This window comes from Corallococcus sp. bb12-1 (assembly GCF_026626765.1).
GTDB classification, from domain to species: domain Bacteria; phylum Myxococcota; class Myxococcia; order Myxococcales; family Myxococcaceae; genus Corallococcus; species Corallococcus terminator.
On record NZ_JAPNJZ010000001.1, the window covers coordinates 555,952 to 582,382 of the forward strand.

18 protein-coding genes are annotated in these 26,431 nt (G+C 67.5%); 11 read left to right on the forward strand and 7 right to left on the reverse strand.

The window, feature by feature from the left end; all coding sequences use genetic code 11:
* The first annotated feature begins 98 nt into the window (after nt 1–98).
* From OV208_RS02290 to OV208_RS02300, 3 genes are all read left to right on the forward strand, one after another.
* A complete protein-coding gene (locus OV208_RS02290) occupies nt 99–446 on the forward strand; it encodes a hypothetical protein (protein ID WP_120541651.1) in 348 nt (115 codons plus the stop codon).
* A gap of 80 nt (nt 447–526) precedes the next feature.
* The gene (locus OV208_RS02295; protein ID WP_267572131.1) at nt 527–1,345 is read left to right on the forward strand and encodes a hypothetical protein; all 819 of its coding nucleotides are present in this window, start codon (nt 527–529) and stop codon (nt 1,343–1,345) included.
* Between the two features lie 46 nt (nt 1,346–1,391).
* Nucleotides 1,392–2,105 carry an HAD family hydrolase gene (locus OV208_RS02300; RefSeq protein WP_267572132.1) on the forward strand — a complete coding sequence of 238 codons (714 nt, stop codon included), beginning with the start codon at nt 1,392–1,394 and terminating at the stop codon, nt 2,103–2,105.
* A gap of 62 nt (nt 2,106–2,167) precedes the next feature.
* Here OV208_RS02300 and OV208_RS02305 read toward each other — a convergent pair whose 3' ends face one another.
* Nucleotides 2,168–2,635: a transcriptional regulator gene (locus tag OV208_RS02305; protein WP_267572133.1), complete on the reverse strand. Its 468-nt coding sequence runs from the start codon at nt 2,633–2,635 to the stop codon at nt 2,168–2,170.
* A 305-nt stretch (nt 2,636–2,940) separates the two neighbouring features.
* On the opposite strand from OV208_RS02305, the gene OV208_RS02310 reads away from it, so the two are divergent.
* The gene (locus OV208_RS02310) at nt 2,941–3,852 is read left to right on the forward strand and encodes a lipid kinase (RefSeq protein ID WP_267572134.1); all 912 of its coding nucleotides are present in this window, start codon (nt 2,941–2,943) and stop codon (nt 3,850–3,852) included.
* Nucleotides 3,853–3,862: 10 nt separating this feature from the next.
* Here OV208_RS02310 and hrcA read toward each other — a convergent pair whose 3' ends face one another.
* A complete protein-coding gene (gene hrcA / locus OV208_RS02315) occupies nt 3,863–4,894 on the reverse strand; it encodes a heat-inducible transcriptional repressor HrcA (RefSeq protein WP_120541655.1) in 1,032 nt (343 codons plus the stop codon).
* Between the two features lie 205 nt (nt 4,895–5,099).
* Between hrcA and yedA the strand changes: the two genes are divergently transcribed.
* The 3 genes from yedA (at nt 5,100) to OV208_RS02330 (ending at nt 7,797) form a co-directional block, all read left to right on the forward strand.
* Nucleotides 5,100–6,035 carry a drug/metabolite exporter YedA gene (gene yedA, locus OV208_RS02320; RefSeq protein ID WP_324291330.1) on the forward strand — a complete coding sequence of 312 codons (936 nt, stop codon included), beginning with the start codon at nt 5,100–5,102 and terminating at the stop codon, nt 6,033–6,035.
* A 143-nt stretch (nt 6,036–6,178) separates the two neighbouring features.
* A complete protein-coding gene (locus OV208_RS02325) occupies nt 6,179–6,886 on the forward strand; it encodes a hypothetical protein (RefSeq protein ID WP_267572135.1) in 708 nt (235 codons plus the stop codon).
* A complete protein-coding gene (locus OV208_RS02330) occupies nt 6,883–7,797 on the forward strand; it encodes a DUF3396 domain-containing protein (RefSeq protein WP_267572136.1) in 915 nt (304 codons plus the stop codon). The genes OV208_RS02325 and OV208_RS02330 overlap by 4 nt, the downstream gene beginning before the upstream one ends.
* A gap of 43 nt (nt 7,798–7,840) precedes the next feature.
* Here the strand turns inward: OV208_RS02330 and OV208_RS02335 are convergent, their stop codons facing one another.
* Entirely contained in the window at nt 7,841–9,487 is a 1,647-nt protein-coding gene (locus OV208_RS02335; protein ID WP_267572137.1) for a DUF4394 domain-containing protein, read from the reverse strand.
* Between the two features lie 124 nt (nt 9,488–9,611).
* On the opposite strand from OV208_RS02335, the gene OV208_RS02340 reads away from it, so the two are divergent.
* The 4 genes from OV208_RS02340 (at nt 9,612) to OV208_RS02355 (ending at nt 13,246) form a co-directional block, all read left to right on the forward strand.
* The gene (locus OV208_RS02340; RefSeq protein WP_267572138.1) at nt 9,612–10,409 is read left to right on the forward strand and encodes a hypothetical protein; all 798 of its coding nucleotides are present in this window, start codon (nt 9,612–9,614) and stop codon (nt 10,407–10,409) included.
* Between the two features lie 47 nt (nt 10,410–10,456).
* The gene (locus tag OV208_RS02345; RefSeq protein ID WP_267572139.1) at nt 10,457–11,320 is read left to right on the forward strand and encodes a type VI immunity family protein; all 864 of its coding nucleotides are present in this window, start codon (nt 10,457–10,459) and stop codon (nt 11,318–11,320) included.
* Between the two features lie 214 nt (nt 11,321–11,534).
* Nucleotides 11,535–12,335, forward strand: coding sequence for a hypothetical protein (locus tag OV208_RS02350; RefSeq protein ID WP_267572140.1), 801 nt, complete (start codon nt 11,535–11,537; stop codon nt 12,333–12,335).
* Nucleotides 12,332–13,246 (forward strand): type VI immunity family protein, encoded by a 915-nt coding sequence (locus OV208_RS02355; RefSeq protein ID WP_324291331.1) that lies wholly within the window; start codon nt 12,332–12,334, stop codon nt 13,244–13,246. The genes OV208_RS02350 and OV208_RS02355 overlap by 4 nt, the downstream gene beginning before the upstream one ends.
* 91 nt (nt 13,247–13,337) lie before the next feature.
* Here OV208_RS02355 and OV208_RS02360 read toward each other — a convergent pair whose 3' ends face one another.
* The 4 genes from OV208_RS02360 to OV208_RS02375 all read right to left on the reverse strand — a co-directional run bounded on the left by OV208_RS02360 (nt 13,338) and on the right by OV208_RS02375 (nt 26,392).
* Nucleotides 13,338–14,717, reverse strand: a complete 1,380-nt coding sequence (locus tag OV208_RS02360) for an IS1182 family transposase (RefSeq protein WP_267572142.1) — start codon at nt 14,715–14,717, stop codon at nt 13,338–13,340.
* 92 nt (nt 14,718–14,809) lie between these two features.
* Nucleotides 14,810–16,744 (reverse strand): sulfatase-like hydrolase/transferase, encoded by a 1,935-nt coding sequence (locus tag OV208_RS02365; protein ID WP_267572143.1) that lies wholly within the window; start codon nt 16,742–16,744, stop codon nt 14,810–14,812.
* Between the two features lie 131 nt (nt 16,745–16,875).
* Entirely contained in the window at nt 16,876–18,849 is a 1,974-nt protein-coding gene (locus OV208_RS02370) for a PAS domain S-box protein (protein WP_267572144.1), read from the reverse strand.
* A gap of 118 nt (nt 18,850–18,967) precedes the next feature.
* Complete coding sequence (locus OV208_RS02375; protein ID WP_267572145.1) at nt 18,968–26,392, reverse strand: HAMP domain-containing protein; 7,425 nt, start codon at nt 26,390–26,392, stop codon at nt 18,968–18,970.
* Nucleotides 26,393–26,431 lie beyond the last annotated feature (39 nt).

Consider the following 26,431-nt stretch of genomic DNA (forward strand, 5'->3'; position numbering starts at 1 on the left):
TGGTACGAACCGCGCCGCTTGGGGTTCCATCAAACGGCGGGGCGCCCGTCCAGGGCGGTCCGCCACCGTGCAAGCAACCATCTGTTGGGGAGAAAACCATGAAGAAGCTCATCCTGTCCGCCGTTGCCGCCGCCTCCCTCGTGGGCTGCACCAGCGTTGAGTCCGCCGTTGTCTCCGGTTCCGAGATCGCCGCCAACGGCGAGGCCGTGGCCGTGATCCAGGGTAACGCGCTGGGCCTGACGGCGATCTTCCACATCATCGACATCGTGCAGAGCGACCTGGACACGGTCGTGAACAAGCTCCTCATCAGCGAGGCGAAGGCCATGGGCGCCTCGAAGATCGACCTGAAGTCGGCGAGCACCACGCCGCGTCACGGCATCTTCGCGCTGTTCGGCACCATCATCGGCATCACCAGCTCCTCCGCGACCGGCGTGGCGGTGAAGTAGTCCCTGCTGCCCCTTCACCGGGGCAGACCCAAGAGGCCCCCTGGCGACAGTGGGGCCTCTTTCATTTTGGAGCCTTGCCCATGCGCGCCCTCCTCCTGCTGCCCCTGCTGAGCCTCCTCGCGTGCCGTTCGTCCTCCTCCGGAAGCGGGGACAGCGCGGAGCTGATGGCGCAGGTGCGCGAGAAGCTGGCCGCCCGCGACGCGAAGCTCCTGAACTACCAGTTGGAAGGCACGCAGAAGGAAGGCGACAGCCTGTCCGCGGGCTTCACGTTCGCGTACCGCGCGCCGCAAAAGATGCGCGGCACGGTGACGCAGCCGGCGCGCACGGTGTCCTGGGACGGCAAGCACCTGTACGAACAGGTGGAGGCGACAAAGCAGTTCACGACGTTCACCTCGGAGGTCTCCGCGGAGAAGCTGTCGGCCTTCCTGACGGAGATCTTCACGCCCTTCGTGCCGGACGGCTTCCGCGCGCCGCTGCTCCTGCGCAGCACGAAGGCGCGCCGAGCGGTGTCCCATCCGAAGGCGAAGGAGGCGGTGGAGCTGTCCATGTCGCTGGAGGGCGACGCGGGAGGGGGCGTGGTGGTGACCTACGTGTTGCGTTGGCCCACGCTGGACTTCCTCGCGAAGCGCACGCGTGCGCCCGACGGCACGGAAGCCGAGGTGCGGATGGAGGAGGAGCACTGCGACGCGGAGCTGGGCCTGTGCGTGCCGCGCAAGCTCACGCGCCACGCGGGCGGCCTGCAGGTGGGGGAGACGGTGCTGTCGCGTGTGGACCTGAAGGCGCCGCTGCCCAACGATGCCTTCACCCCCGCCGCGCCGGACGGTTACAGCGTGCAGACCCGGACACTCGTGGACAGCGCAACGCAGGAGAGTGGACCGAAGTCACCCACGGGCGGTTGACCGGCCCGCCATCCATCGCCACCTTTGAGGGCGGAGGGTGCTGCGCATGGTCGCTAACGTCATCTTCGACGTGGACGGAACGCTGATGGACTCGGTGGACGAGCACGCCGAGGCCTGGCGCAGGTCGTTCATCGAATTCGGTCGGGACATCCCCTTCGCCCACGTCCGCAGCCAGATTGGCAAGGGCGCGGATCAGCTCCTGCCCGTGTTCTTCAACGACGAGGAGCTGGAGCGCTTCGGCAAGGACCTGGAGGAGTACCGCTCCGCGCTCTACAAGCGCGAGTTCCTGCCCAAGGTGCGCCCCTTCCCGCGCGTGAAGGAGCTGTTCCAGCTCCTGCGCAAGCGCGACCGCAAGGTGGCGCTGGCCTCCAGCGCGAAGGACGACGAGCTCAAGCGCTACGTGGAGCTGTGCGGCATCGACGGCCTCTTCGAGGCGAAGACGACCTCGGACGAGTCCGACAAGAGCAAGCCCCACCCGGACATCTTCGAGGTGGCCATGTCGAAGCTGGGCAAGCCGGACCCCGCCACGGTGGCGGTGGTGGGCGACACGCCCTACGACGCCATCGCGGCCAGCAAGCTGCGCCTGGGCACGGTGGGCATGCTGTGCGGCGGCTTCGGCAAGGACAACCTGCTCACGGCCGGGTGCCGCACGCTGGTGAAGGACCCCGCGGAGCTGCTGCGCCGCCTGGAGCAGGACCCCGAGGGCTGGCCGTGGGACGCGCCGTCGCGGGACTCCTCCAAGGACGAGGAGTCGCGCTGAAGCGGTAGCCCGTGCATCCGGTGGCCACGTTCCTGGCCACCGGCAAGCACCGGCCCGACGCGCTACTTGCGGGAGCCGCCGCGCTTCGTCGTGCGCGAACGGACCGTGCTCTTGCGAGCAGGACTCCTGCGGGCCGTGCTCTTGCGCGCGGGGCTCTTGCGCGCCGTGGAGCGCTTGCCGGCGGTGCCCGTGCGCGTGGCCTTGCGACCCGTGGTGACGCGCTTCGCCCGCGTGGGCGTGGCCTTGCGACGGCTGGAGGTGGAGGTCTTCTTCGCGGCCGCCGCGCGGCGCTTGCCACCGATGCGCCCCGCCTTGCGCGCGTTCTTGCGGGCTGCGGGACGGCTGCGGGCCACCTTCGCCTTGCTGCCGGAGCCGCCCTTCATCCCACCGCCGGTGAGCTTGTTGACGGTGGCCCACGCGCGGGCCTCGGAGGTCTTCTCGCCGGCGCCCTTGTCCTCGTAGCCCTCTTCGATGTGTTCGGCCATGCGCTTCTGTTTGTCCGAGTATTTCGCCTTGCTTCCACGTGCCATGCATCACCCTCCTGGAAACGGTTCCGGCGCGGCCCCTGATGAGAAGTCCGCGTCGCGGCAAGGGTGGCCATGTCCGTTCGGGCAGGGAACCCGGCGGCCCCCTACCCCTGTCCACCCCAGGAACCTTCCGCCGTGCGCGGATCGGGAATGGACAGCGCACTGCCCTTTTCTCTGGGGCACGACTGGTGCAGCTGTCCGGTCGTGCGCAGGTTGGTGGCCGGCACAGAAAGCAGAGGTCGCACCTGGAACCCGCACTCAATGCGCCCCCCCGACTCCGGCACCTGGACGAGGGTCCCGCGGTCCTGGTGGTCAACACGCGCTCCCGTTCGGGGCTCCTGGCCTTCGAGGAGGCCCGGGCGCTGCTGACCGCGCGGGGCATTCCCCTCGTCGCCGCGCATGCCCTGTCCAAGCCCAAGCGCCTGCGCTCGGTGCTCGAGGAGGCCATCGCTTCGGGTGCCCGGCGCATCCTCGTGGGAGGAGGCGACGGCACCATCAGCTGCGCGGCGCAGGTGTTGATGAATCGCGACGTCACGCTGGGCGTGGTGCCTCTGGGCACCGGCAACGACTTCGCGCGCTCCCTGGGCATCCCGGACACCATCGAGGCCGCGTGCGACGTCATCGTGGGGGGCTACACGGCGCGCGTGGACGTGGGGCTCGTCAACGGCCGCCCCTTCCTTAACGCCGCCAGCCTGGGGCTCACCACCGCCATCGCGAAGCGGCTGACGCAGGAGCTGAAGCAGCGCGCCGGTAAGCTGGCGTACCCGATGGCCGCCGCCGCGGAGATGCGAACGTTGCAGCCCTTCCACGTCCGCCTCCAGGCGGAAGGCAGGACGCTGGAGCTGGACGCGCTCCAGCTCGTGGTGGGCAACGGCCGCTACCACGGCGCGGGCAACATGGTGGCCCCGGACGCGACGCTGGACGACCGCCGGCTGCACGTCTACGCCATCACCGCGCCGTCCGCGGCGGATGGCAGCGGCGAGCGCACGGGCCTGGGCCATTTGCAGGACGTGGCCACGCTGGCGCGCGTGGCGCTGGGCATGCGCAGCGGCGGCCACCTGGAGCACGAGTCCGTCGTGCACCTGGACACCGCCCGCCTCACCGTGGAGACGGACCCTCCGATGGAGGTGAACGCGGACGGCGAGAACGTGGGCATGACGCCCATGCGCTTCGAAGTGGCCTCGGCCGCGCTGCGCGTCTACGCGCCCGCGCCCGAGTAACCGCCTGGGGCTACACCTTCTCCAGCACGCTGGAGAGCACCTGCGCGGTGAAGTTCACCAGGGGAATCACGCGCCGGTAGTCCATGCGCGTGGGCCCGATGACGCCCACCGTGCCCAGCACCGCTTCCGCCGTCCCATAGGGGCTGGCGATGACGGTGACGTCACCGGCGGCGGAGAACTCGCTCTCCGCGCCGATGAAGACGTGCATCTCCTTGGTGCGCTGCACGCGGTCCAGGAGGTGGAGCAGCTTGTGCTTCTCATCCAGGGCGCGGAACAGCGCGCGGATGCGCTCCACGTCCGCGAACTCCGGCTGCTCCAGGAACGACCCGGTGCCTTCGATGAGCACGCGCTCCGACGTCTGGAGGTCGGTGGCGGCCGCGCCCAGCTTGAGGGCCTTGGCGGTCAGCGCGTTGTAGAGGGCCTGGTCCTGATCCATCTCCGCGCGGATGCGCTCGCGCGCCTCTTCGAGCGGCACCTGGTGGAGCAGTTCGGACAGGTAGTTGCTGGCCTTGACCAGCTCGTCGGAGGTCACCGGGAAGTCCACGGTGAGGGCCTTGTTGTGCACCTGGCCGTTCTGGCCGACGAGGATGGCGAGGACGCGGTCCTCGCGCAGGCGCAGGAATTCGATGCGCTGGAACCTGGCGGCATCGGGGCGGGGCGTGAGGACGACGCCCGCGTGGCGCGTGAGCGAGTGCAGCACGCGGCTCGCCTCCGACAGGATGTCGTCCAGGTTGGACTCGTGCACGAGTCCCGCGTGGATGAGCTCGCGGTCGCGCGGCGCGGGGTCGCGCAGCTTCACCAGCGTGTCCACGTAGAAGCGGTAGCCCCGGTCGGTGGGCACGCGCCCGGCGGAGGTGTGGGGCTTCTCCAGGAAGCCCAGGGCCTCCAGGTCGGCGAGGACGTTGCGCATCGTGGCGGAGGAGACCTCGAACTCCCCGCGGCGCGTCAGTTGCTGACTGCCGACGGGGCCGCCCGTGGTGATGTACTCCTGCACCACGGCACGGAGGACTTCCTTCTCGCGTTCACCCAGCTCGTCGGGCATTCCCGCTCACACTCCGGTAGTCGACGGCCCGAACCTTCCGGCCTCCGCGCTTCCTGTAGAATTCTAAGAGGGACGCTCGGGGCATTCAATCCAGGGGGCGCATTCCGCAGGCATGCAGGCGTCGCGCTGGTTCCCTGGCCGCCCTGGAAGGTACGGCAAAGCGCACATCGCCCCGGGTGGGGCCGGGCATTAGAAGGCCCCCGCCGTGTCCACCTCCTCCGCCCCCCTGTCGCGCCTGCCGTCTCCGGCGTCCGCCGCGCTGCCCGAAGCCCCTGAGCAGGCCCCCCAGCGGGGCTGGCTGCTGTTCAGCCTCTTCGCGCTCTACGTCATCTGGGGGTCCACCTACCTGGCGATGCGGTTCGCGCTGACGGGCTTTCCGCCCTTCCGGATGGCGGGCCTGCGGTTCCTGGTGGCGGGAGGGCTGCTCTTCGTCGGGTTGCGGCTGCGGGGCCAGCCGGTGCCGGGGGTAAGGCAGTGGGGCGCGGGGGCGGCGACGGGCTTCCTGTTGTTGGTGATGGGCAACGGCGGAATCGTGTTCGCGCAGAACCTGGGGGTGCCGTCCGGCGTGGCGGCGCTGGTGGTGGGCAGCATGCCGTTGTGGGCGGCCATCTTCGGCGCGGCCTTCGGACAGCGGCCCGGGCGCGCGGAGCTGGCGGGGCTGGTGCTGGGCTTCGCGGGCGTGGCGCTGCTCAACCTGGGCGGGGACATGGGCGGGGGCGGCGCGGCGGCGGTGGCGCTGCTGGTGGCGCCGATGAGCTGGGCGTTCGGTTCGGTGTGGAGCCGGCGGCTGCCGATGCCTTCGGGGCTGATGACGCCCGCGACGCAGATGCTGACCGCGGGCGTGATGATGCTGGGCGTGAGCGCCGTGTTGGGGGAGCGGATGGTGGGCACGCCGCCGCTGCGCGCGGTGGTGTCGGTCGTGTATCTGGTGCTGTTTGGTTCGCTGGTGGCGTTCAGCGCGTATGCGTATCTGTTGCGCCACGCGAGGCCGGCGTTGGCCACCAGCTATGCGTATGTGAATCCAGCGGTGGCGGTGTTGCTGGGCGTGGTGTTCGCGGGAGAGACGCTGGGCCCGCTGACGTGGGGCGCGATGGGAGCCATCCTCTTTTCGGTGATACTGCTGGCTCGCGGCAAGCGCTGACGGGGCTTTTCGGTCCGGCCGTTGCGTGGCCTCCGGATAGAGTCCGCGCCGTGCCTTCCGACTCGAGTCCCGTGAAACGCGTGTGCCTGGGGGCGGCATGTGCACTGCTGCTCACCGCCTGCGCCAGCGGCTCCGCCTATCGCATGGACACGCACACCGTCGGGAACGTCCGCCACGCGACCGCACTGGCCCAGGGGATTGCCGCCCAGGGGGCCACGCGGGCCGGGGCGTCCATCCTCGTCCAATACGCACCGGTCCTGCTGGCCCTGATGCAGGACCACAACGCGGCGGGGGAACTCGAGGAGCGCCTCAAGGCGTGCGCCGTCCAGGCAGATGCCCGGGGCAACGCCCTCTTCTTCAACAACCGCGCACCGACGCGTGCGGAGTGCCTCCAGGAACTGGACCAGGACGAATGCGGCAGGCCCATCACCCGGGCCATGCGGCTGGGACAGCAGAAGCACGTGCTCGCCCTGGAGTGCGCACGGGAGGTTCTGGAGGAGCTGTGGCCCGCGCCGTTCAGCATCGAGCAGCGCCATCGCTTCTACCCGAATGCCGGGTTCGTGGAGACCGTCAGTACCGAGAAGGAGGCGAGCATCATCGCCCAGGGATGCACCGAGCAACTCTGGGGAAGCATCAAACCAGACATCGTCCTCCATGCGGATCGCAACCTGCTGAAAGCAGCTCTCACCCCGGACTTCAAGTTCCCCTGTCCTGAGTCCAATCAGCCTCGGTGGGCACCCTATGGAGCCAGCAGCCCCCATTCAGGCAAGAATCAGGGGGAGGTCTACAAAGAGGCTTTGGGTGGGCAAGCGATGATGATCTCGCCACGAGAAATCGTAGTGCAGCCATGAGAAAGCCCCTTCCGGTCATCCGACTGCGGTCGAACGGCGACTTCCCCCTGGCCCGTGACGGTGTCGTTCTCACCTTCTTCATGCATCGAAACCACGAAGAGGTGTTCGCCACAGTATGGCGCGCCATGCAAACCTACCTTCGTGCCGTCCCACCGAAGTCGCTGAACTGGTACGACGCGGACGATGGAGACACCCTTGCACTTGATGACAACGGGTGGGAGGTCATCCGCAAGAGGATGCTTGAGCGGCCTTGGAACCTCGGCTGTAGCGTCGAATTGTCCGAGGATGCTGGCGAAGGCGAAATCGCCGGTGGCTACCAATTCGAGTACTACGGGCGCCGACTCGATGATCCCTTTTGGAAAAAACCCGCCACCGCGGTGTCCTTCACATTTCCCACTGAGTACCTGCTGGAGCACGGCCCGGACCACCTGCGAGCCCTGGCCTTCAGACTCGCGTGGGAACTGCCTTTCAGCTTCGGTTACGCGAGCCTCGCCGTCGTCGCATCCTACGGTTACTGGCGCACGTCGGATTGGGACCTCCTCCACGCACTCCGCGATCGCTACCTGGGCCTGGACCTCTACGATGTGAGGAGCACCGGTTCTGTCATTGGCACCCACGCGCGGAGCGCCTCCTGGCTCACCTTCCTGGGCCAACCCCTGCTCGGCCAGCTCGGCGGCATCGAGGGCCTGAGACAGGCCCTTCCCTTCCCCGAGGTCGTTCTCCTCCCCTTGGACAGCCAACGCCTGCTCATCACCTTGAGCGAGTGGCCCGAGGCCATCGACATCCAGCAGGGCGGCATCCCGCCCCAGTACCGCGCGCTGGCGCTCAAGCTGGAGCCCTTCCTCTACGAAAAGCGGCCCGACTGGCCTGCCAGCTACCTCTATCACTGGATCCGGCGTCTCAGCCAGTGAAGCAGACGGGCACGGAGCACCGGGCCCGCCCTTGGGCTCCCGCTCAGAAGATGATGGCGATGTCCTGAAGCTCCGGCCCGGAGGCGCCACCGATGGCCGCCTGTTCCGCGGTGGTCGCGGTCCGGGGGAAGAACGTGGCCGCGCCCGTCAGCAGGTTGACCTGGTACAGGGAGTTGGGACCCCTGCCGGTAGGGCACCCCGCCACCAGCGGCAATCCGTTGTCACCGCCAGCGATGTCGAATCCCGCCGCGCCGAACCACGTCACCCCCAGTGGGCCCACGTCCACCAGCGTTCCGCTGTTGGGTGGATCCTGCCGGGCCAGTACCTTGCTGTTGCGCTCCAGGTCGAACAGCGTCGTCGCCGTGGCCCCCGCGACACTATTCGTGTAGGCCGCGCCGAAGACTTCCGGAGCAACGGGCGCGCGGTTGATGGCACCGTCCGTGGTCGTCGCCCCCGTGTCGACATTGATGCGCAGGTTCTGCCCGGTGTCGCTCACCACACGCAGGCGGTCAGCGACCGGGTTGAAGTCGATGACGAAGTGCGTCCCCGCCAACCCGGTGAAGGGCTCCGTGGTGTCGGCGGCGTCCGCCGTCAGGGTGGACTTCGCGATGGCGACGCCTGTCTGCGCGTCCACCGTGTAGAGCTTGCCTGCGGAGGAAAGGGCATACAGCAGCCGGTCCGCCGGCCGCACATCGATGCCGAACAGCTTCTCCCCTGCCGGTACGCCCGACACCGTCACGGTCGCCAGGAGCGTGTTCGGCGCCAAGGCCGCGAACCGAACGAGCTGATTGTCCACGGTGAGGCCCACGACCACGGGCCCGGCCGCCTGCTTCAGGGCCAGACCCTTGAGGGGCTCGTCCACACCGATGGCCGACACCTCCGTGGCGGCAGCCGTCAGGTTCGCTGGAGCAATGCGGTAGAGCCGCGTCGTGCCGCCGACCGTCAGCGCGGCATAGCCGATGTTGGTGCGCGCATCGATGTCATAGCCATTCACCGCCGAGGCATCCACGCCCAGCGTGGCGGGAGTGGAGAGCGTGCCGTTGTTCGGAGGGTCCTGGAGGTAGACGGTGTCCGTCGCGGCATCCAGCACGAAGAGCCGGGTGCTGACGGTCTCCGCGAAGGAGTTGGTATAGGCCCCGCCGGAGATCTGCGTACCGCTGTTGCCACCGTTGATGGTGCCATCGGTGATGGTGGCCCCGGTATCGACGTTGATGCGCAGGTTCTGCCCGGTGTTGCTGACCACACGCAGGCGGTCGGCAACCGGGTTGAAGTCCACGGCGAAGTCCGTGCCGCCCAGGGCGGTGAACGGGTTGTCGTCACCGGACATGGCGGCCAGTGTGGACTTCAGGGTGGCGACCCCGGTCTCCGGAGCGAGGGTGACGATCTTGCCGCCGCTGGTGAGGCCATAGAGCTGCGAGTCCGCGGGACGGTAGTCGATGCCCAACAGCAATTCGCCTGCGGGAAGACCCGTCACCGTCGCGGAGCCCACCAGGACTGCTGGTGCCGCACGGTTGAAGGACACGACCTTGCCCGACGCGGTCAGCGCCACGACGTCGCCCACCATCTGGGGAGGCGGCGGATCCGGATCCGGGTCCGGCGGAGGCTTCGGATTGTCATTGCCTCCACATGCGGAGAGGAGCAGGGCGGCGATCGCGGCGAGGACCTTGGAATGCTTTCTGGCGAGGGGCATGAAGTTCCTGGATGGGTATGCCGAATGGGCGTTCGTGAGCCCTTACGAGGGCCACGTCGGAACTGGATTCACACCGCCGCGAAGCCACGAGGTACCGTCAGCGAATGAACCCGGGTCCCGTACCTTGAGCAGGAAGTTCGCGCCCCTCTGGGTGGCCAGTGCACTGCTCGCGGCATGTGCCAGTGGTCCCCAGCGATCAAGTCCTGGGGACTATCGCCTCGATACGCACACCACCGCGCACGTCCACCACGCAGCCATCCTGGCCCAGCAGATCGCCGCATCCGCCGCGACCCGGGTCGCGGCCTCCACGCTGCTCCGATACGTCCCGGCCGTCATGGCCCTGATGCAGAGTCACAACGCCGTGGGGGAACTCGAGGAGCGCCTCGCGGCATGCGCAGCCCATGCCGACGAGCAGGGCAATTCCCTCTTCTTCAACAAGCGGTCCCCGACACGGGAAGAGTGTCGAGAGAGAGTGGATTGGGACGAATGCGGCAGGCCCATCACCCGTGCGATGCGGCTGGGGCAGCAGAAGCACGTGCTCGCCCTGGAGTGCGCCAGGGAGGTCCTGGACGAACTCTGGCCCGCGCCGTACAGCATCGAGCAGCGCTATCGCTTCTACCTGAATGCCGGGTTCGTGGAGACCATCAGCCCGGAGAAGGAGGCGAGCATCATCGCCCGAGGCTGCACCGAGGAGCTCCGGGGAACCATCAAGCCGGACCTCGTCCTCCACGCGGATCGCAACCTGCTGAAGGCCGCGCTCACCCTGGACTTCAAGTTCCCCTGCCCTGAAGACAACCCGCCACAGTGGACAACCTATGGAAAGAACAGCGTCCACTTCGGCAAGAACCAGGGCAACCTCTACCACGAGGCTCTGGGAGGAGAAGCCATGCTCATCTCGCCAAAGGAAGGGGTGACCCGGTGAGAGAGATTGTTCCCGCTATCCGAATGCGCTCCAGGAGCGGCCGGCTCGTGGCTCGAGATGGAGTCGTGATCTCCTTCTACATCCACCGCAACCATCGGGAAGTGACTGCCTCTGTCTGGCGCGCCTTGCAGATCTATCTCCAGGCCATCCCCGCCAATACCTTGAACTGGTACGTGGCGGACGATGGCGACATGGTCGAGTTCGATGACAAAGGGTATGAGCACCATCGAAAGCTGATGCTGGAGTGCCCCTGGAATGGCGCCTGGCGTATCGAATTGTCGGAGAGTCCCAGCGAATCCGGTGGCTACCATTTCGAGTACTACGGCCGGAGAATCGACGAGCCCGCCGGGATCTACCCAAGTGCCCCCGCCACCGTGGTGTCCTTCACGCTCCCCACCGAGTACCTGCTGGAGCACGGCCCGGACCACCTGCGCGCCCTGGCCTTCAAACTGGCATGGGAGCTGCCCTTCAGCTTCGGCTACGCCAGCCTCGCCATCATCGCTCCTCAAGGGCGATGGAGTTCGTCGGATTGGGACCTTCTCGACACGCTCCGCGATCGCTACCTGGGCCTGGACCTCTACAATGTGAGTGATACCGGCCTGGCCATCGGCACCCGCGCCCGGAGCGCTTCCTGGCTCACCTTCCTGGGCCAACCCCTGCTCGGACAGCTCGGCGGCATCGAGGGCCTGCGGGGCACCCTCCCCTTCCCGGAGGTCTCACTCCTCCCCCTGGACAGCCAACGCCTGCTCATCTCCTTGAGCGAGTGGCCCGAAGCCATCGACATCCAACAGGGCGGCATCCCCCCCCAGTACCGGGCGCTGGCGCTCCGCCTGGAGCCCTTCCTCTACCAGGAGCGCGCCGGCCTTCCCCCTCGCTACGAATACACCTGGCTCCGGCGCCTCTGTCGCTAGAGGCGCCAGCGCCAGGACTTCAGAGCGCCTTCGGCCAGGGCGACAGCTTCTCCTCTTCGTACCGCCCGAGCAGCGCATGCGTCGCCCGCGCAGCCTCCTCCACCTCCGCGCGGGGCAGCCCCTGGGGCAGCACTTCAAACTGGATTCACATGGCCGCGAAGCGGCGCTGTACCGTCCGTCGATGAACCGGGATCCCGTACCTGCATGCCGGACCTTGAGCAGGAAGTTCGCGCCCCTCTGGGTGGCCAGTGCACTGCTCGCGGCATGTGCCAGTGGTCCCCAGCGATCAAGTCCTGGGGACTATCGCCTCGATACGCACACCACCGCGCACGTCCACCACGCAGCCATCCTGGCCCAGCAGCTCGCCGCATCCGCCGCGACCCGGGTCGCGGCCTCCACGCTGCTCCGATACGTCCCGGCCGTCATGGCCCTGATGCAGAGTCACAACGCCGTGGGGGAACTCGAGGAGCGCCTCGCGGCATGCGCCGCCCATGCCGAGGAGCAGGGCAATGCCCTCTTCTTCAAGAAGCGGCCCCCGACACGGGAAGAGTGTCGAGAGAGAGTGGATTGGGACGAATGCGGCAGGCCCATCACCCGTGCGATGCGGTTGGGGCAGCAGAAACACGTGCTCGCCCTGGAGTGCGCCAGGGAGGTCCTGGACGAACTCTGGCCCGCGCCGTACAGCATCGAGCAACGCTATCGCTTCTACCTGAATGCCGGGTTCGTGGAGACCATCAGCCCGGAGAAGGAGGCGAGCATCATCGCCCGAGGCTGCACCGAGGAGCTCCGGGGAACCATCAAGCCGGACCTCGTCCTCCACGCGGATCGCAACCTGCTGAAGGCCGCGCTCACCCTGGACTTCAAGTTCCCCTGCCCTGATACAAATACGCCGCAGTGGGCCGAATATGGAGAGAGCAGTCCCTACGCGAGCTTGAAACAAGGCAACGTCTACGAAAAAGCACTGGGCGGGAAAGCACTGCTCGTTTCACCAGGAACAGGAGTGAATCCTCCGTGAGCGACCCATTTCCCCACATTCAGCTTCGTTCCAGGAGCGGCGCGCTCGCGGCGCGTGATGGCGTTGTCCTGTCATTCTTCATCCACCGCGACCACAAGGAGGTAGCTCCCGCCATCTGGCGAGCGTTGGAAACCTTTCTTCATGCCATCCCGCCCAAGACACTGAACTGGTACGTCTCAGAAGAGGGTGACATGGACCCTCTCGACAACAAGGGCTGGGAGCACATCCGCAAGAAGATGCTTGAACGCATCTGGGGACTCGCCTGGATCGTGGAGTTGTCGGAGAGCCCGAGCGAGGCTGGTGGCTACCAGTTCGAGTATTACGGCAAGAAGCTCGATGCGCCCGTTGGGTTTTACGGCGGAGACCCCGCCACTGCGGTGTCCTTCACGTTCCCCACCGAGTACCTGCTGGAGCATGGCCCGGACCATCTGCGCGCCCTGGCCTTCAAGCTCGCGTGGGAGTTACCCTTCAGCTTCGGCTACGCCAGCTTTGCCATCGTCGCACCCCACGGATACTGGGGCGCGGGCGACTGGGACCTCCTCGACTCGCTCCGCGAGCGTTACCTGGGCCTCGACCTTGACCACGTAAGCAATACGAGTGCGACCATTGGCACCCACGCGCGGAGCGCCTCCTGGCTCACCTTCCTGGGCCAACCCCTGCTCGGACAGCTCGGCGGCATCGAGGGCCTGCGGGGCGCCCTCCCCTTCCCGGAGGTCTCCCTCCTCCCCCTGGACAGCCAACGCCTGCTCATCTCCTTGAGCGAGTGGCCGGAAGCCATCGACATCCAACAGGGCGGCATCCCCCCCCAGTACCGGGCGCTGGCGCTCCGCCTGGAGCCCTTCCTCTACCAGGAGCGCGCCGGCCTTCCCCCTCGCTACGAATACACCTGGCTCCGGCGCCTCTGTCGCTAGGAGTGTGTTGGGGTAACGGGCAAGGAGCTGGGTAACAGGCTCCTTGCTGCATCGGTGCCGCCTCGCCCGTCTGGGGCCGGCGGCACCGCCACTACACGGTGGCCTGTGCCCTATGGAGTTTCAGCAGGTTGTGGGTGAGGCAGATAAGCGCCCACTCGCCGCGCGCCTTCTTGAGCCCACGCAGCAGCAGTTGGCGGAAGCCTCGCGCCTGTTTGATTTGGCCGAAGGGCGGTTCCGCCACCGCTTTGCGTCGGGCGTACGCCTGTCGTCCTGCCTTCGTCCTCAGTCGACGCGCCATCCAATCCTTGACGCTCAGCTCGCGCGGCATTCGTCCTCGCACCGCGGGCGGCTGCACTCCGTGCTTTTGCCGCCCGACGGCCACGTACGCGGTGATGCCCATGCTTGCCGCGCGCGTGAGGTTCTCCTCGGAGAAATAGCCCGCGTCCGCCGTCGTCACCTGGGGCACCTGGCCGCAGTTCTCCACCACCTGCTCCAGCAGCGGCAAGAAGTGCTCAACGTCCGGCGGCTGGTTGGTGAGTGCCTGGGCCACGATGATTTGGTGCGCCTCGTCCACGGCGGCCTGCGCGTTGAAACCCTGGATGAAGCCATGCTGCGTCTTCTGGATTCGGCTCTCCGGGTCGGTGAAGTTGCGCTGCGCCTTGGGTTTGGGCGTGCCGTCTGCTTCGCTCTGCACCTGGTGGCCCGGTAGCGGTGTCGGGCCACTCGGCGGCTCGTCGTCTCCGTCCTGCTGCTTCTCGGCCTGCTGCTTCTCGGCCTGCCGCGCCGCCCTGGCTGCCTTCGCCTCGGCCTCCAGCTCCGCCTTGGCGGCGCGGATGCGCGCCAGCCGCGTCTCGGCTCGCTTGAGCTCCTCGGGGAGCTCGTCTCCGCGCTTCTTCTTGCCGTAGAGCTTATCCTCGGCCGCGTCCGCCGCCTCGGCCGCCTTGAGCAGCGCCGCGACCTTCTCGGCCAGCTCCTTCTCGCGTTGCTGCATCCGCTCGTAGCTCATCGCCTTATGTTTGCTGGCGTTGGCTTTCAGCTTGGTGCCGTCCAGCGCCACGTGCCCCAACTGCACCAGCCCCGCCTTCTGACAGAGCGCCAGCACCTGCACGAAGAGCCCCGCCAGCACGTCCAGGTGCTGGCGCCGGAACTCACTCACCGTGCTGTGGTCCGGGTGCTGACCCGCGGCGATGACTCGGAAGGCGATGTCCTCGTACGTCTTCTTCTCAATCTTGCGCGAGGAGGCCACCCCCACGCAGTACCCGTACAGCAGCAGCCCCACCATCATCCGCGGGTGGTGCGGCGGATAGCCCCGCAGCTCCCGCTCGTAGCGCTCCAGCAGCGGCCTCAAGTCCAGCTCCGCCACCGTGTCCAGGATGAAGTACGCCACGTGCCCGGCTGGCAGCCACTCTCGGGGCGAGGGCGGCAGCAACTCCGACTGCTCCGGCGCGTAGGGGCGGAAGGTCTTGCTCATGGGTAGGCAAAGAGCACCACGCCTCTGCCTACCTTTCAAATAGGTTCTTCCGATTACCCCGACACGCTCCTAGAGGCGCCAGCGCCAGGACTTCAGAGCGCCTTCGGCCAGGGCAACAGCTTCTCCTCTTCGTACCGCCCGAGCAGCGCATGCGTCGCCCGCGCAGCCTCCTCCACCTCCGCGCGGGGCAGCCCCTGGGGCAACACTTCAATCAGCGTCGGGAAGGGCGCGTCGTAGACGACGAGGTTCTCCATCTCCAGCGGGTCGGTCTGGAGGTCATAGAGCTCCCACTGGTCCGCATGCTCCCCGGAGGGGTCGAACGTGCGCGCCAGCTTCCAGCGCGGCGTGCGCACGCAGCGGACGTGGTTCGGCTGGCACACCGCTCCGGGCTTCAAGCCGGGCACATGACCCGCCCGCGTGCTCCCGTCGCGCAGCGCGTCCACCGCGCGCGTGTACACCGAGAACAGGGCCGCGTCGTGCACCTGGTGCGGGTCCCCGGTTCGCGGCAGCGGCTCCGTGATTTCATCGTCGGTGATGAAGAGCACGCCCTCGCGCGGCGTGCCGTTGGGCTCCATCACCGTCTGCGATTCACCGCGCGCCAGCGGGCTCAGGTCCGCGCCGACGAACGGGGGCACCGGACGGTGCAGCCGCAGGTCGGTGCGGATCGCCGCGACCTCCTCGTGCGGAATGCCCGCCAATCCCAACAGCGTGGGCACGATGTCCACATGGCTCGTGAGCGCTTCAATCTGCCGCGTCGGCTGCTCCTCCGAAAACTGCACTACCAGCGGCACGTGCAGCGCCTCCTGGTAGGACGCGTGCCACTTCTCCATCAAGTAGCCGTGGGCCGCGCCGTATTCACCGTGGTCGGAGAGGAACACCACCAGGGTGTTCTTCCGGAGGCCCGTGTCATCGAGCGTCTGGAGCACGCGCGCGATGTGCCCATCCACCAGGTGGATCAACCACGCGTAGTACTGCTGGAAGCGCAGCGCCGCCTCTTCCGGGTCCGCCGTGAGCTGGAAGGGGATGCCCGAGTTGAGGGTGACCTGCACCGGGTCGATGCTCTCGTTCGCCTGGTGCAGCGTCAGCCCCGTCTTCGACGCGAGCGCTAGGCCCACCTTGTAGGCGTAGTCCCGCTGGCAGCTCGGCTTGTTCGCCAGGGTGTCGCGCAGGTTCGTCGGCACGTGCGCGTTCTCCTGCGGGAACCCGCGCGGATTCAGCGGCATCGTGAAGGTGCCCCCCACGGGCGTGGTGGACCATGAGGTCACGGCCGGAACATTCAGGGGCCGCAGCTTGGTGGAGTCCGGATCCAACTGCCTCGGCAGGATGGGATACGTCGCGATGTCGTGGGGGTTCGTGAACGACGCGACCGCGAGCCACGGCTGCGCTTCCCCATCCGGAGGCGCCGCCCGGGGCGCGGAATAGGACTGGTTCGCCAGCGCCCGGTTGTAGGGCTGTCCCAACGCCATCCGGCGCAGGAAGTCACACGCGAGGTCCGCGAAGCCGATGTCTCGGAAGGCCCCCAGGTTGTTGACGGAGGCCCCGTGCGGCTCCGGATACGACAGCTCCCAGTCCTCGAAGCCGTACCGCTTCAGCGAGTGCTCCGGCGGATTGCTCACGTGCCATTTGCCGAAGTAGTGCGTGTGGTACCCGGCCTTCTGGAACCAGTGCCCCAGCGTCGGAATCCCGTCCGCCGCGAGCCACGGGAAGGCCGCCGCATCGCCGCTCTTGAACAGGCCGTCTGTCTGCGTCACCCCCGTGCGCGTGCCGTACTGCCCCGTGTAGATGACCGACCGGCTCGGCGTGCAGGCCGAGGCCGCGATGGTGTGGTTGCGGAACACCGCCGCGTTCTTCTGGAGCGCCGCGAAGCCGGGGAAGAACTTCCGGAAGGGGTTGTCCTCCCCCCCTTCGTCCACGAAGCCCAGGATGTCCTTGATGCCCGGCAGGAAGCCGCCGTCAGGGCCATAGGCGAACCGGGGGAACTGGAGCTGATCGACCGTCAAGACGAGGATGTTGGGGCGCGTGGCCATGAAGCCTCCTGCGCCCCACCAGAGCACGGGCCGTGCCGCGCCCACGCCCCAGGCGCCCTGTCCCATCCGGGCTCCGGCTGCGTCCTCCTCGAACGCAGCCGCGTCCCACCGGGGCGCGCCGTCGCGTCCCTTCAGCTCGGGGTGCGCGACACGTCCGTCGGCGTCGCCGACTGCGCTTCCGTGCGGCGGGGCAGCCAGACGTTGAAGGTGGAGCCCTGGCCGATGGTGCCGACCGACTCCGCCCAGATGCGGCCGCCGTGCTGCTCCACGATGCCCTGGCTGATGGTGAGCCCCAGCCCCAGCCCGCCGTACTTGCTGCCGTGCGCGCGGCCGAAGCGCTCGAAGATGAGCCGCTGCTTCTCGCTGGGGATGCCCACGCCCTGGTCCTTCACGGACAGGTGCACGCCGCTGTCGCCCTCCGCCACCACGCGCACCAACACCACCCCGCCCTCGGGCGAGTAGCGGATGGCGTTGGACAAGAGGTTCGTCAGCACCTGGTCCAACCGCCCCCGGTCCCACGTGCCTTCCAGGTGCTCGGGGACCTCCACCTTCAGCTCGTGCGTCTGCGACAGCACCGCCATCCGGTCCCGCGTCTCCAGCACCAGCTGCGACAAATCAAACGGCTCCAGCTCCAATGACAGCCGTCCCGCCTGCAACCGGCTGATGTCCAGCAGGTCTTCCACCAGCTTCGCCATGCGGTCGATCTGCCGGTTGATGATCTGCAACGACTTGCCGGGCCCGGCCTCCGTCTGGCCTCCCAGCTTGAGCAGCGCCAGGTGCGCGTGCCCCTTCGCCGCAGCCAGCGGCGTGCGCAGTTCGTGGCTCGCGGCGGCGAGGAACGCGTCCTTCGCCTCGCTCGCCAACCGCAGCGCCGTCTCCGCGCGCTGACGCTCGGTGATGTCGCGCGCCACGGAGATGAAGCGGCCCGGGCCTTCACCCTCCGCCACGTACTGGAGCACCACCTCCACCGGGACCTCGGAGCCGTCGCGGCGGCGGTGGTTGGTGGAGTAGGTCTGCGACGGCAGCGTGCCGGACATCAGCGGCGCCAGCAGCTTGCGGAAGCCCGTCTCGTCGAAGGCGCTCTCCACCTCCAGCACCGACAGGCCCACCAGCTCATCCACGCTGGCGTTCAACTGCTTGGCCGCGCCCGCGTTCGCGTACGCGAGCGTGAGCGTGTCCGGGGAGAACATCAGGACGCAGTCCAGCGTCGCGTCCAGCGTCGTCTTGAAGCGCCCCAGCGTCTCCTCCGCGCGGCGCTTGTCGTCGATGTCCGTCGCGATGGCCAGCCAGCCCACCAGCGCCCCGTGCTCGTCGTGCTCCGGCACCGCCCGCGCCAGGTGCCAGCGGTAGACGCCGTCCTTGCGCCGCAGGCGGAACTCGTTCGCGCTGCCCTGCACGCGCTCCAGCGCTTCGCCCCATACGCCGCTCATCCGCTCGCGGTCCGTCGGGTGCACGTCCTGCAGGAAGGTGGCGAGCGACAGCTCATACCCCTCGTGGTGGCCGGTGTAGTCACGCCAGGCCCGGTTGGCATACGTCAGCGCCCCATCCGCCCTCGCCGCCCACATGATTTCGGGCAGCGACTCCGTGAGGCGCCGGTAGCGCAGCGCGCCCTGACGCTCCAGCATCTCCCGGTCGCGCTGACGCAGGAGCGTCGCCTGGCGCTGGAGCTGCTGCTCCTTGAGGAACAGGTCCACGAAGACGCTGACCTTCGAGCGGAGGATTTCCGGGTCGAAGGGCTTGAGCAGGTAGTCCACCGCGCCGTGCGCGTAGCCCTTGAAGACGTGGGCCGCGTCGCGGCTGAGCGCGGTGAGGAAGATGATGGGGATGGTGCGCGTGCGCTCGCGCTGCTTGATGAGCGCGGCCGTCTGGAACCCGTCCAGGCCCGGCATCTGCACGTCCATCAGGATGACCGCGAAGTCGCGCTGGAGCAGTTGCTTGAGGGCGTCCTCGCCGCTGGTGGCCTTCACCAGCTCCTGGCCCAACGGCTCCAGGATGGCCTCCAGGGCCAGCAGGTTCGCCGGGTGGTCATCCACCATCAGGATGGCCGCGCGCGGGGTGTGCGCGGCTTCCTGGGGACGTTCCGGAGTGGTTTCTGTGGAGTTCATGTGCGCGACGGGGGAGCGCGTGGGCCAGGGACCCGGGACACAGCGAGCAAGGCTAGGGCCGCCCCCTTCCAGACGGAAGTGCAAAGGGGGTCCCTTGGTGGATCGTCGCCGTTGAGTTTCAAGCACTCACCCACAGGCGGACGAGTTCGAGCAGCTTGTCGGTGTCCACCGGCTTGGGCAGGTAGTCGCTCGCGCCAGCCGCCATGCACTTCTCGCGGTCGTCCTTCAGCGCCTTGGCCGTCACGGCGATGATGGGGAGGCTCGCGTACTTGGGGTCCTTGCGGATGGCACGCATGGTCTCGTAGCCGTCCATCTCCGGCATCATCACGTCCATCAACACGACGTCCACGTCCGGGTGATGGCCCAGCATTTCGATGGCGGCCCGCCCGTTCTCCGCGAAGACCACCTGCATGCTGTGATTTTCCAGCACGCTGGTGAGCGCGAAGATGTTGCGCATGTCGTCATCCACCAGCAGCACCTTCTTGCCGGACAGCGGGGCGTCCTGGTCGTTGCGCTGCGCCAGGGCCGCACGCGCGCGCGCCGGAAGATTCTCGTCCAGGCGGTGCAGGAACAACGCCGTGTCGCTGAGCAGCTGGTCGGGGCTCTTCGCGCCGCTCTTCAGGATGACACTGCCGGTGTAGCGGCGCAGGCGGGCCTCGTCCTTCGGCGTCAGCTCGCGGCCGGTGTAGACGACGATGGGCAGGTCGCGGAAGCGCTGCTGCGTCTTGACCTCCTCCACCAGCTTGATGCCGTCCATGTCGGGCAGCAGCAGGTCGATGACGAGGCAGTCGTACTCGTTCTCCTCCAGCTTCTGGAGTGCCTCCTGGCCCGTGGCCACCGCGGTGACCTGCACGTCGCCGCCGTCGCTGAGCAGCTGGGTGAGGCTGTTGCGCTGCACGTCGTCGTCCTCGATGACCAGCAGCCGCCGCTCGCGGCGCTCCAGGAAGCGGGAGAGCTGACCGAAGACGCGCTCCAGGCCCTCCTTGCTCACGGGCTTCGTGAGGTAGCCGAACGCGCCCTGCGTGTTGCCCAGGTGCTTGTCCATCACGCTGATGATGTGGACGGGGATGTGGCGCGTGCGCGGGTTGCGCTTGAGGCGATCCAACACGCTCCAGCCGTCCACCACGGGCAGCTGGATGTCCAGGGTGATGGCGTCCGGCTGGTACTCGTGCGCCATCGCGAGGCCGCTGTCGCCGCGCGTGGCGACCAGGGCCTTGAAGCCCTTCTCGCGCGCCATCTGCACCATGATGCGGGCGAACTTCAGGTCGTCCTCGATGATGAGCAGGGTGCGGTCGCCCTCGCGGATGTGCTCGCGGTCATCCTCCACGACGACGGGGGCGTGCGGGCTCTCCACCTGCGGGGGCAGCGCGGCGTCCAGCACGTGCCCTTCCTTCTCCGCCACCGTCTGTTGCTGAGGAGGAGGCGGCGCGAGCGGGGCCGGGATGACGACGAGCGGATCCGTCACGGAGCCCAGCGCGCGCACCGCCGGGTCGGAGCCCTGCGCGGTGCCATCCTCGTCCGCGCCCTGGTACTCCGGCGGCAGGTAGAGGGTGAACGTGCTGCCCTTGCCGGGTTCGCTCTCCAGTCGGATTTCGCCGCCCAGCAGCTTCGCGATTTCACGGCTGATGGACAGGCCCAGGCCCGTGCCGCCGTACTTGCGCGCGGTGGAGCCGTCCGCCTGCTGGAACGCTTCGAAGATGATGCGCTGCTTGTCCTTGGCGATGCCGATGCCGCTGTCCTTCACCGCGAAGGCGAGCACGTGGCGCGAACGGCGCAGCGCCTCGTGGTCGAAGCGCATGGACTTCTCCGCCAGGCGCACCGTGAGCTTCACGCCGCCCTCGTCGGTGAACTTGAAGGCGTTGGACAGCAGGTTCTTGAGCACCTGCTGCAACCGCTGCGGGTCCGTGCGCACGTGGCGCGGCGTGCCCGACAGCACCTCCACGTTGAAGGAGAGGCCCTTCTGGTCCGCCACGGGACGGAAGCTGCGCTCGATGAACTGGTTGAGCTCCGTGAGGACGATGTCCCGGGGCTCCACCTGCATCTTGCCCGCCTCCACCTTGGACAGGTCGAGGATCTCGTTGATGAGGCTGAGCAGGTCCCCGCCAGACGCGTAGATGGTGTTGGCGTACTCCACCTGCTTGTTGGACAGGTTGCCGTCCTTGTTGTCCGACAGCAGCTTCGCGAGGATGAGCAGCGAGTTGAGCGGCGTGCGCAGTTCGTGGCTCATGTTGGCCAGGAACTCGCTCTTGTACTTGGAGATGATGGTGAGCTGCTCCGCCTTCTCCTCCAGGCTGACGCGCGCCAGCTCCACCTCGCGGTTCTTCTCCTCCACGCGGGTGTTCTGGTCCGCCAGCTCCTTCGCCTTGTCCTCCAGCTCGATGTTGGTGCGCTTGAGTTCGTCCTGCTGCTGGGTGAGTTCGCGCGACTGGCTCTGGAGTTCCTGCGTCAGGCGCTGCGACTCGGAGAGCAGGGTCTCCGTGCGCATGTTCGCCATGATCATGTTCAGCACGACGCCGATGGTCTCCGTCAGCTGATCCAGGAAGATCTGGTGGATGGCGCTGAACGGGTGAAAGGACGCCAGCTCGATGACGGCCTTCACCTCGCCCTCGAAGAGCACGGGCAGGACGATGATGTTGAGCGGCGCGGCCTCACCCAGCCCCGACGCGATGGTGATGTAGTCCGACGGTACGCGCGTCAGGAGGATGGTCTTCTTCTCCAGCGCGCACTGGCCGACCAGTCCCTCGCCCAGCCGGAAGCGGTTCGCCAGGTGCTTGCGCTCCCGGTACGCGTAGGTGCTGGTGAGCTTGAGGGCCGGCACGCCGCCCTCGGCATCGGAGAGGAAGAAGGCGCCGTGGTGCGCGGACACCAGGGGCGTCAGCTCGCTCATGATGAGGCGGCTGACGGCATCCAGGGACTTCTGTCCCTGCATCATGCCGCTGAACTTCGCCAGGTTCGTCTTGAGCCAGTCCTGTTCCTGGTTCTTCTGCGTCGTCTCACGCAGGTTGACGATCATCTGGTTGATGTTGTCCTTCAGCGCCGCGACCTCGCCCTCGGCGACGACCGTGATGCTGCGGGTCAGGTCGCCCTTCGTCACGGCGGTGGCCACGTCGGAGATGGCGCGCAGCTGGCTGGTCAGCGTGCCGGCCAGCTGGTTCACGTTGTCGGTCAACTGCCGCCACGTGCCGCGCGCACCGGGCACACGGGCCTGGCCGCCCAGCTTTCCTTCGATACCCACCTCGCGGGCCACCGTGGAGACCTGCTCCGCGAAGGTGCCCAGCGTGTCGGTCATGTTGTTGATGGTGTCCGCGAGCGCCGCCACCTCGCCCTTCGCGTCCACGATGAGCTTCTGGGTCAGGTCACCGTTCGCGACCGCCGTCACCACGCGCACGATGCCGCGCACCTGCGTGGTGAGGTTGGAGGCCATGAAGTTCACGTTGTCCGTGAGGTCCTTCCACGTGCCTGCGACACCGGGCACGCGGGCCTGGCCGCCCAGCTTCCCTTCCACGCCCACCTCGCGGGCCACGGAGGACACCTGCTCCGCGAAGATGCCCAGCGTGTCGGTCATGTTGTTGATGGTCTCCGCGAGCGCGGCCACTTCGCCCTTCGCGTCCACCACCAGCTTCTGCTTGAGGTCGCCGTTGGCGACCGCCGTCACGACCTTCACGATGCCGCGCACCTGCGTCGTCAGGTTGCGGGCCATGAAGTTCACGTTGTCCGTGAGGTCCTTCCACGTACCGGACACACCCTTCACTTCCGCCTGACCGCCCAGCTTTCCTTCGGCGCCCACTTCGCGGGCGACGCGGGTCACTTCCGAGGCGAAGCTGTTGAGCTGATCCACCATCGTGTTGATGGTGTTCTTCAGCTCCAGGATTTCGCCCTTCGCGTCGACGGTGATCTTCTTGGACAGGTCACCGTTCGCGACCGCCGTCGTCACCAGCGCGATGTTTCGCACCTGGCTGGTGAGGTTGGAGGCCATGCTGTTCACGTTGTCCGTGAGGTCCTTCCACGTGCCGGCGACCCCGGGCACCGCGGCCTGACCGCCCAGCTTGCCGTCCGTACCCACTTCCTTCGCGACGCGCGTGACTTCAGAGGCGAACGCGCGGAGCTGGTCCACCATCGTGTTGATGGTGCTCTTCAGCTCCAGGATTTCGCCCTTCGCCTCGACGGAGATCTTCTGCGACAGGTCGCCGTAGGCCACCGCCGTCGTCACCTTGGCGATGTTTCGCACCTGGTCGGTGAGGTTCGCGGCGAGGACGTTCACGTTGTCGGTGAGGTCCTTCCACACGCCCGCGACGCCGGGCACCGCGGCCTGTCCACCCAGCTTGCCTTCCGTACCGACTTCCTTGCCGACGCGCGTGACTTCGGAGGCGAACGCGCGGAGCTGGTCCACCATCGTGTTGATGGTGTTCTTCAGCTCCAGCACCTCGCCCTTCACGCTCACGGTGATCTTCTGGGACAGGTCGCCGTTCGCGACCGCCGTCGTCACCTTGGCGATGTTGCGCACCTGGTCTGTCAGGTTGCCGGCGAGGACGTTCACGTTGTCCGTGAGGTCCTTCCACACGCCGGACACGCCCTTCACGTCGGCCTGACCGCCCAGCTTGCCTTCCGTACCGACTTCCTTCGCGACGCGCGTCACTTCGGCGGCGAACGCGCGGAGCTGGTCCACCATCGTGTTGATGGTGCTCTTGAGCTCCAGCACCTCGCCCTTCGCGTCGACGGTGATCTTCTTCGACAGGTCGCCGTTGGCGACGGCCGTCGTCACCTCCGCGATGTTTCGCACCTGGGCCGTGAGGTTGTTGGCCAGCAGGTTCACGTTGTTGGTGAGGTCCTTCCACGTGCCGGCGACGCCGGGCACTTCCGCCTGGGCGCCCAGCTTGCCTTCCACGCCCACCGTGCGCGCCACGTCCGTCACCTGCTGCGCGAAGACGGACAACGTCTGCGTCATCGCGTTGATGGTGTCGGCGAGCGCGGCGATTTCACCCTTCGCCTCCATCACCAGCTTCTGGGACAGGTCGCCGTCGGCCACCGCCGTCACGACCTTGACGATGCCTCGCACCTGGGTGGTGAGGTTGAAGGCCATGCTGTTCACGTTGTCCGTGAGGTCCTTCCACACGCCGGACACGCCCTTCACGTCGGCCTGACCGCCCAGCTTGCCGTCCGTGCCCACTTCCTTCGCGACGCGCGTCACTTCGGCGGCGAACGCGCGGAGCTGGTCCACCATCGTGTTGATGGTGCTCTTGAGCTCCAGCACCTCGCCCTTCGCATCGACGGTGATCTTCCGCGACAGGTCGCCCTTCGCGACGGCCGTCGTCACCTCCGCGATGTTACGGACTTGGTCGGTGAGGTTGTTCGCCAACAGGTTCACGTTGTTGGTGAGGTCCTTCCACGTGCCAGCGACGCCGGGCACCACGGCCTGGGCGCCCAGCTTTCCTTCCACGCCCACCGTGCGCGCTACGTCCGTCACCTGCTGCGCGAAGATGGAGAGCGTCTGCGTCATCGCGTTGATGGTGTCCGCGAGCTCCGCCACCTCGCCCTTCGCCTCCATCTTCAGGCGCTGGGTGAGGTCGCCGTTGGCGACCGCCGTCACGACCTTGGCGATGCCTCGCACCTGGGTGGTGAGGTTGGAGGCCATGAAGTTCACGTTGTCCGTGAGGTCCTTCCACGTACCGGACACGCCCTTCACGTCGGCCTGACCGCCCAGCTTGCCGTGCGTACCGACCTCGCGCGCGACGCGGGTCACTTCGGAGGCGAAGCTGTTGAGCTGATCCACCATCGTATTGATGGTGTTCTTCAGTTCGAGAATCTCACCGCGCGCATCCACGGTGATCTTCTTGGACAGGTCACCCGTGGCCACCGCCGTCGTCACCAGCGCGATGTTTCGCACCTGGGTGGTGAGGTTGGACGCCATGCTGTTCACGTTGTCCGTGAGGTCCTTCCACGTGCCGGCGACTCCGGGCACCGCGGCCTGACCACCCAGCTTGCCGTCCGTACCCACTTCCTTCGCGACGCGCGTGACTTCGGAGGCGAACGCTCGGAGCTGGTCCACCATCGTGTTGAGCGTGCTCTTGAGCTCCAGCACCTCGCCCTTCACGTCCACCGTGATTTTGCGCGACAGGTCGCCATTGGCGACGGCGGTGGAGACCTCCGCGATGTTTCGCACCTGGCTGGTGAGGTTGGACGCCATCAGGTTCACGTTGTCCGTGAGGTCCTTCCACGTCCCCGCGGCGCCGGGCACCTGGGCCTGGGCGCCCAGCTTGCCCTCCACGCCCACCGTGCGCGCGACGCTGGTCACCTGCTGCGCGAACACGTTGAGCGTGTCCGTCATGTTGTTGAGCGTGGCGCCCAGCGCGGCGATTTCGCCCTGCGACGGCACCATCAGCTTCTGGGTGAGGTCGCCGTTGGCCACCGACGTCACGACCTTCACGATGCCGCGCACCTGCGTCGTGAGGTTGGACGCCATGAAGTTCACGTTGTCCGTGAGGTCCTTCCACGTGCCGGACACGCCCGACACGGCGGCCTGACCGCCCAGCTTTCCTTCGGTGCCCACCTCGCGGGCGACGCGCGTCACTTCGGAGGCGAAGCTGTTGAGCTGATCCACCATCGTGTTGATGGTGCTCTTGAGCTCCAGCACCTCGCCCTTCACATCCACGGTGATCTTGCGCGACAGGTCTCCGCGCGCGACGGCCGTCGTCACCTCCGCGATGTTTCGCACCTGCGCGGTGAGGTTGCCGGCGAGGACGTTCACGTTGTCCGTGAGGTCCTTCCACACGCCGGACACACCCGACACGGCGGCCTGACCGCCCAGCTTGCCTTCCGTGCCGACTTCCTTCGCGACGCGCGTCACTTCGGCGGCGAAGCTGTTGAGCTGATCCACCATCGCGTTCACGGTGGTGCCGATGCGCAGGAACTCGCCCTTCACCGGCTGGCCGTCGATCTCCAGCGCCATCTTCTGGGTGAGGTCGCCTTCGGCCACCGCCACCAGCACTCGGGCGACTTCCGTGGTGGGCTGTACCAGGTCGCCGATGAGCGCGTTGATGGACTGCACGCTGGTGGCCCAGTCGCCGCGCACGTCACCCAGCGTCACGCGCTCGCCCATGCGGCCCTCGCGGCCGACGACGCGCTCCACGCGGACGATTTCGTGGGTGAGCGTGGAGTTGAGAGTCACCACCGCGTTGAACGCGCGGGCGATCTCATCCATCACCAGGTCCTGCGCTCCCGACGGCAGCCGCACGGAGAAGTCACCGCCCTGCACGGCCCGGAGCGCCGCCAGCAGTTGCTGGAGCGGCGGAGGGCCGCCCGCGCGAGTGGTGTCCTCGGAGGCGTTCCGGCCGTTGCCGTTGCGTCCCCGGGCGGGGGCTCGCCGGGAGGTGGCTGGCTCGGCGGATTGGGAGGCGTTCGCGGTGCTCAACCGGTTGGCCGCCATGTTGCCAGGCGGCCGGGTCCCGGGTGACGCGCCCTCCTGGGCTGCTGCGGCTGCCTGCGTCTTGCGCCCGTTGGGGCGCTTGCGGGGAGCGGAGGAGCTGGAAACCTTGGTGTCGTCCACGAATGAAACCCCTGATCGGCGGAAGCGTTGCGGCGGGAG

Excerpts from the sequence above, each read along its gene's own strand:
- OV208_RS02290 (WP_120541651.1), top strand. The coding sequence starts at position 99 with ATGAAGAAGCTCATCCTGTCCGCCGTTGCCGCCGCCTCCCTCGTGGGC.
- OV208_RS02295 (WP_267572131.1), top strand. The coding sequence starts at position 527 with ATGCGCGCCCTCCTCCTGCTGCCCCTGCTGAGCCTCCTCGCGTGCCGT.
- OV208_RS02300 (WP_267572132.1), top strand. The coding sequence starts at position 1,392 with ATGGTCGCTAACGTCATCTTCGACGTGGACGGAACGCTGATGGACTCG.
- OV208_RS02305 (WP_267572133.1), bottom strand. The coding sequence starts at position 2,635 with ATGGCACGTGGAAGCAAGGCGAAATACTCGGACAAACAGAAGCGCATG.
- hrcA (WP_120541655.1), bottom strand. The coding sequence starts at position 4,894 with ATGCCCGACGAGCTGGGTGAACGCGAGAAGGAAGTCCTCCGTGCCGTG.
- OV208_RS02325 (WP_267572135.1), top strand. The coding sequence starts at position 6,179 with ATGGACACGCACACCGTCGGGAACGTCCGCCACGCGACCGCACTGGCC.
- OV208_RS02330 (WP_267572136.1), top strand. The coding sequence starts at position 6,883 with ATGAGAAAGCCCCTTCCGGTCATCCGACTGCGGTCGAACGGCGACTTC.
- OV208_RS02335 (WP_267572137.1), bottom strand. The coding sequence starts at position 9,487 with ATGCCCCTCGCCAGAAAGCATTCCAAGGTCCTCGCCGCGATCGCCGCC.
- OV208_RS02360 (WP_267572142.1), bottom strand. The coding sequence starts at position 14,717 with ATGAGCAAGACCTTCCGCCCCTACGCGCCGGAGCAGTCGGAGTTGCTG.
- OV208_RS02365 (WP_267572143.1), bottom strand. The coding sequence starts at position 16,744 with ATGGCCACGCGCCCCAACATCCTCGTCTTGACGGTCGATCAGCTCCAG.
- OV208_RS02370 (WP_267572144.1), bottom strand. The coding sequence starts at position 18,849 with ATGAACTCCACAGAAACCACTCCGGAACGTCCCCAGGAAGCCGCGCAC.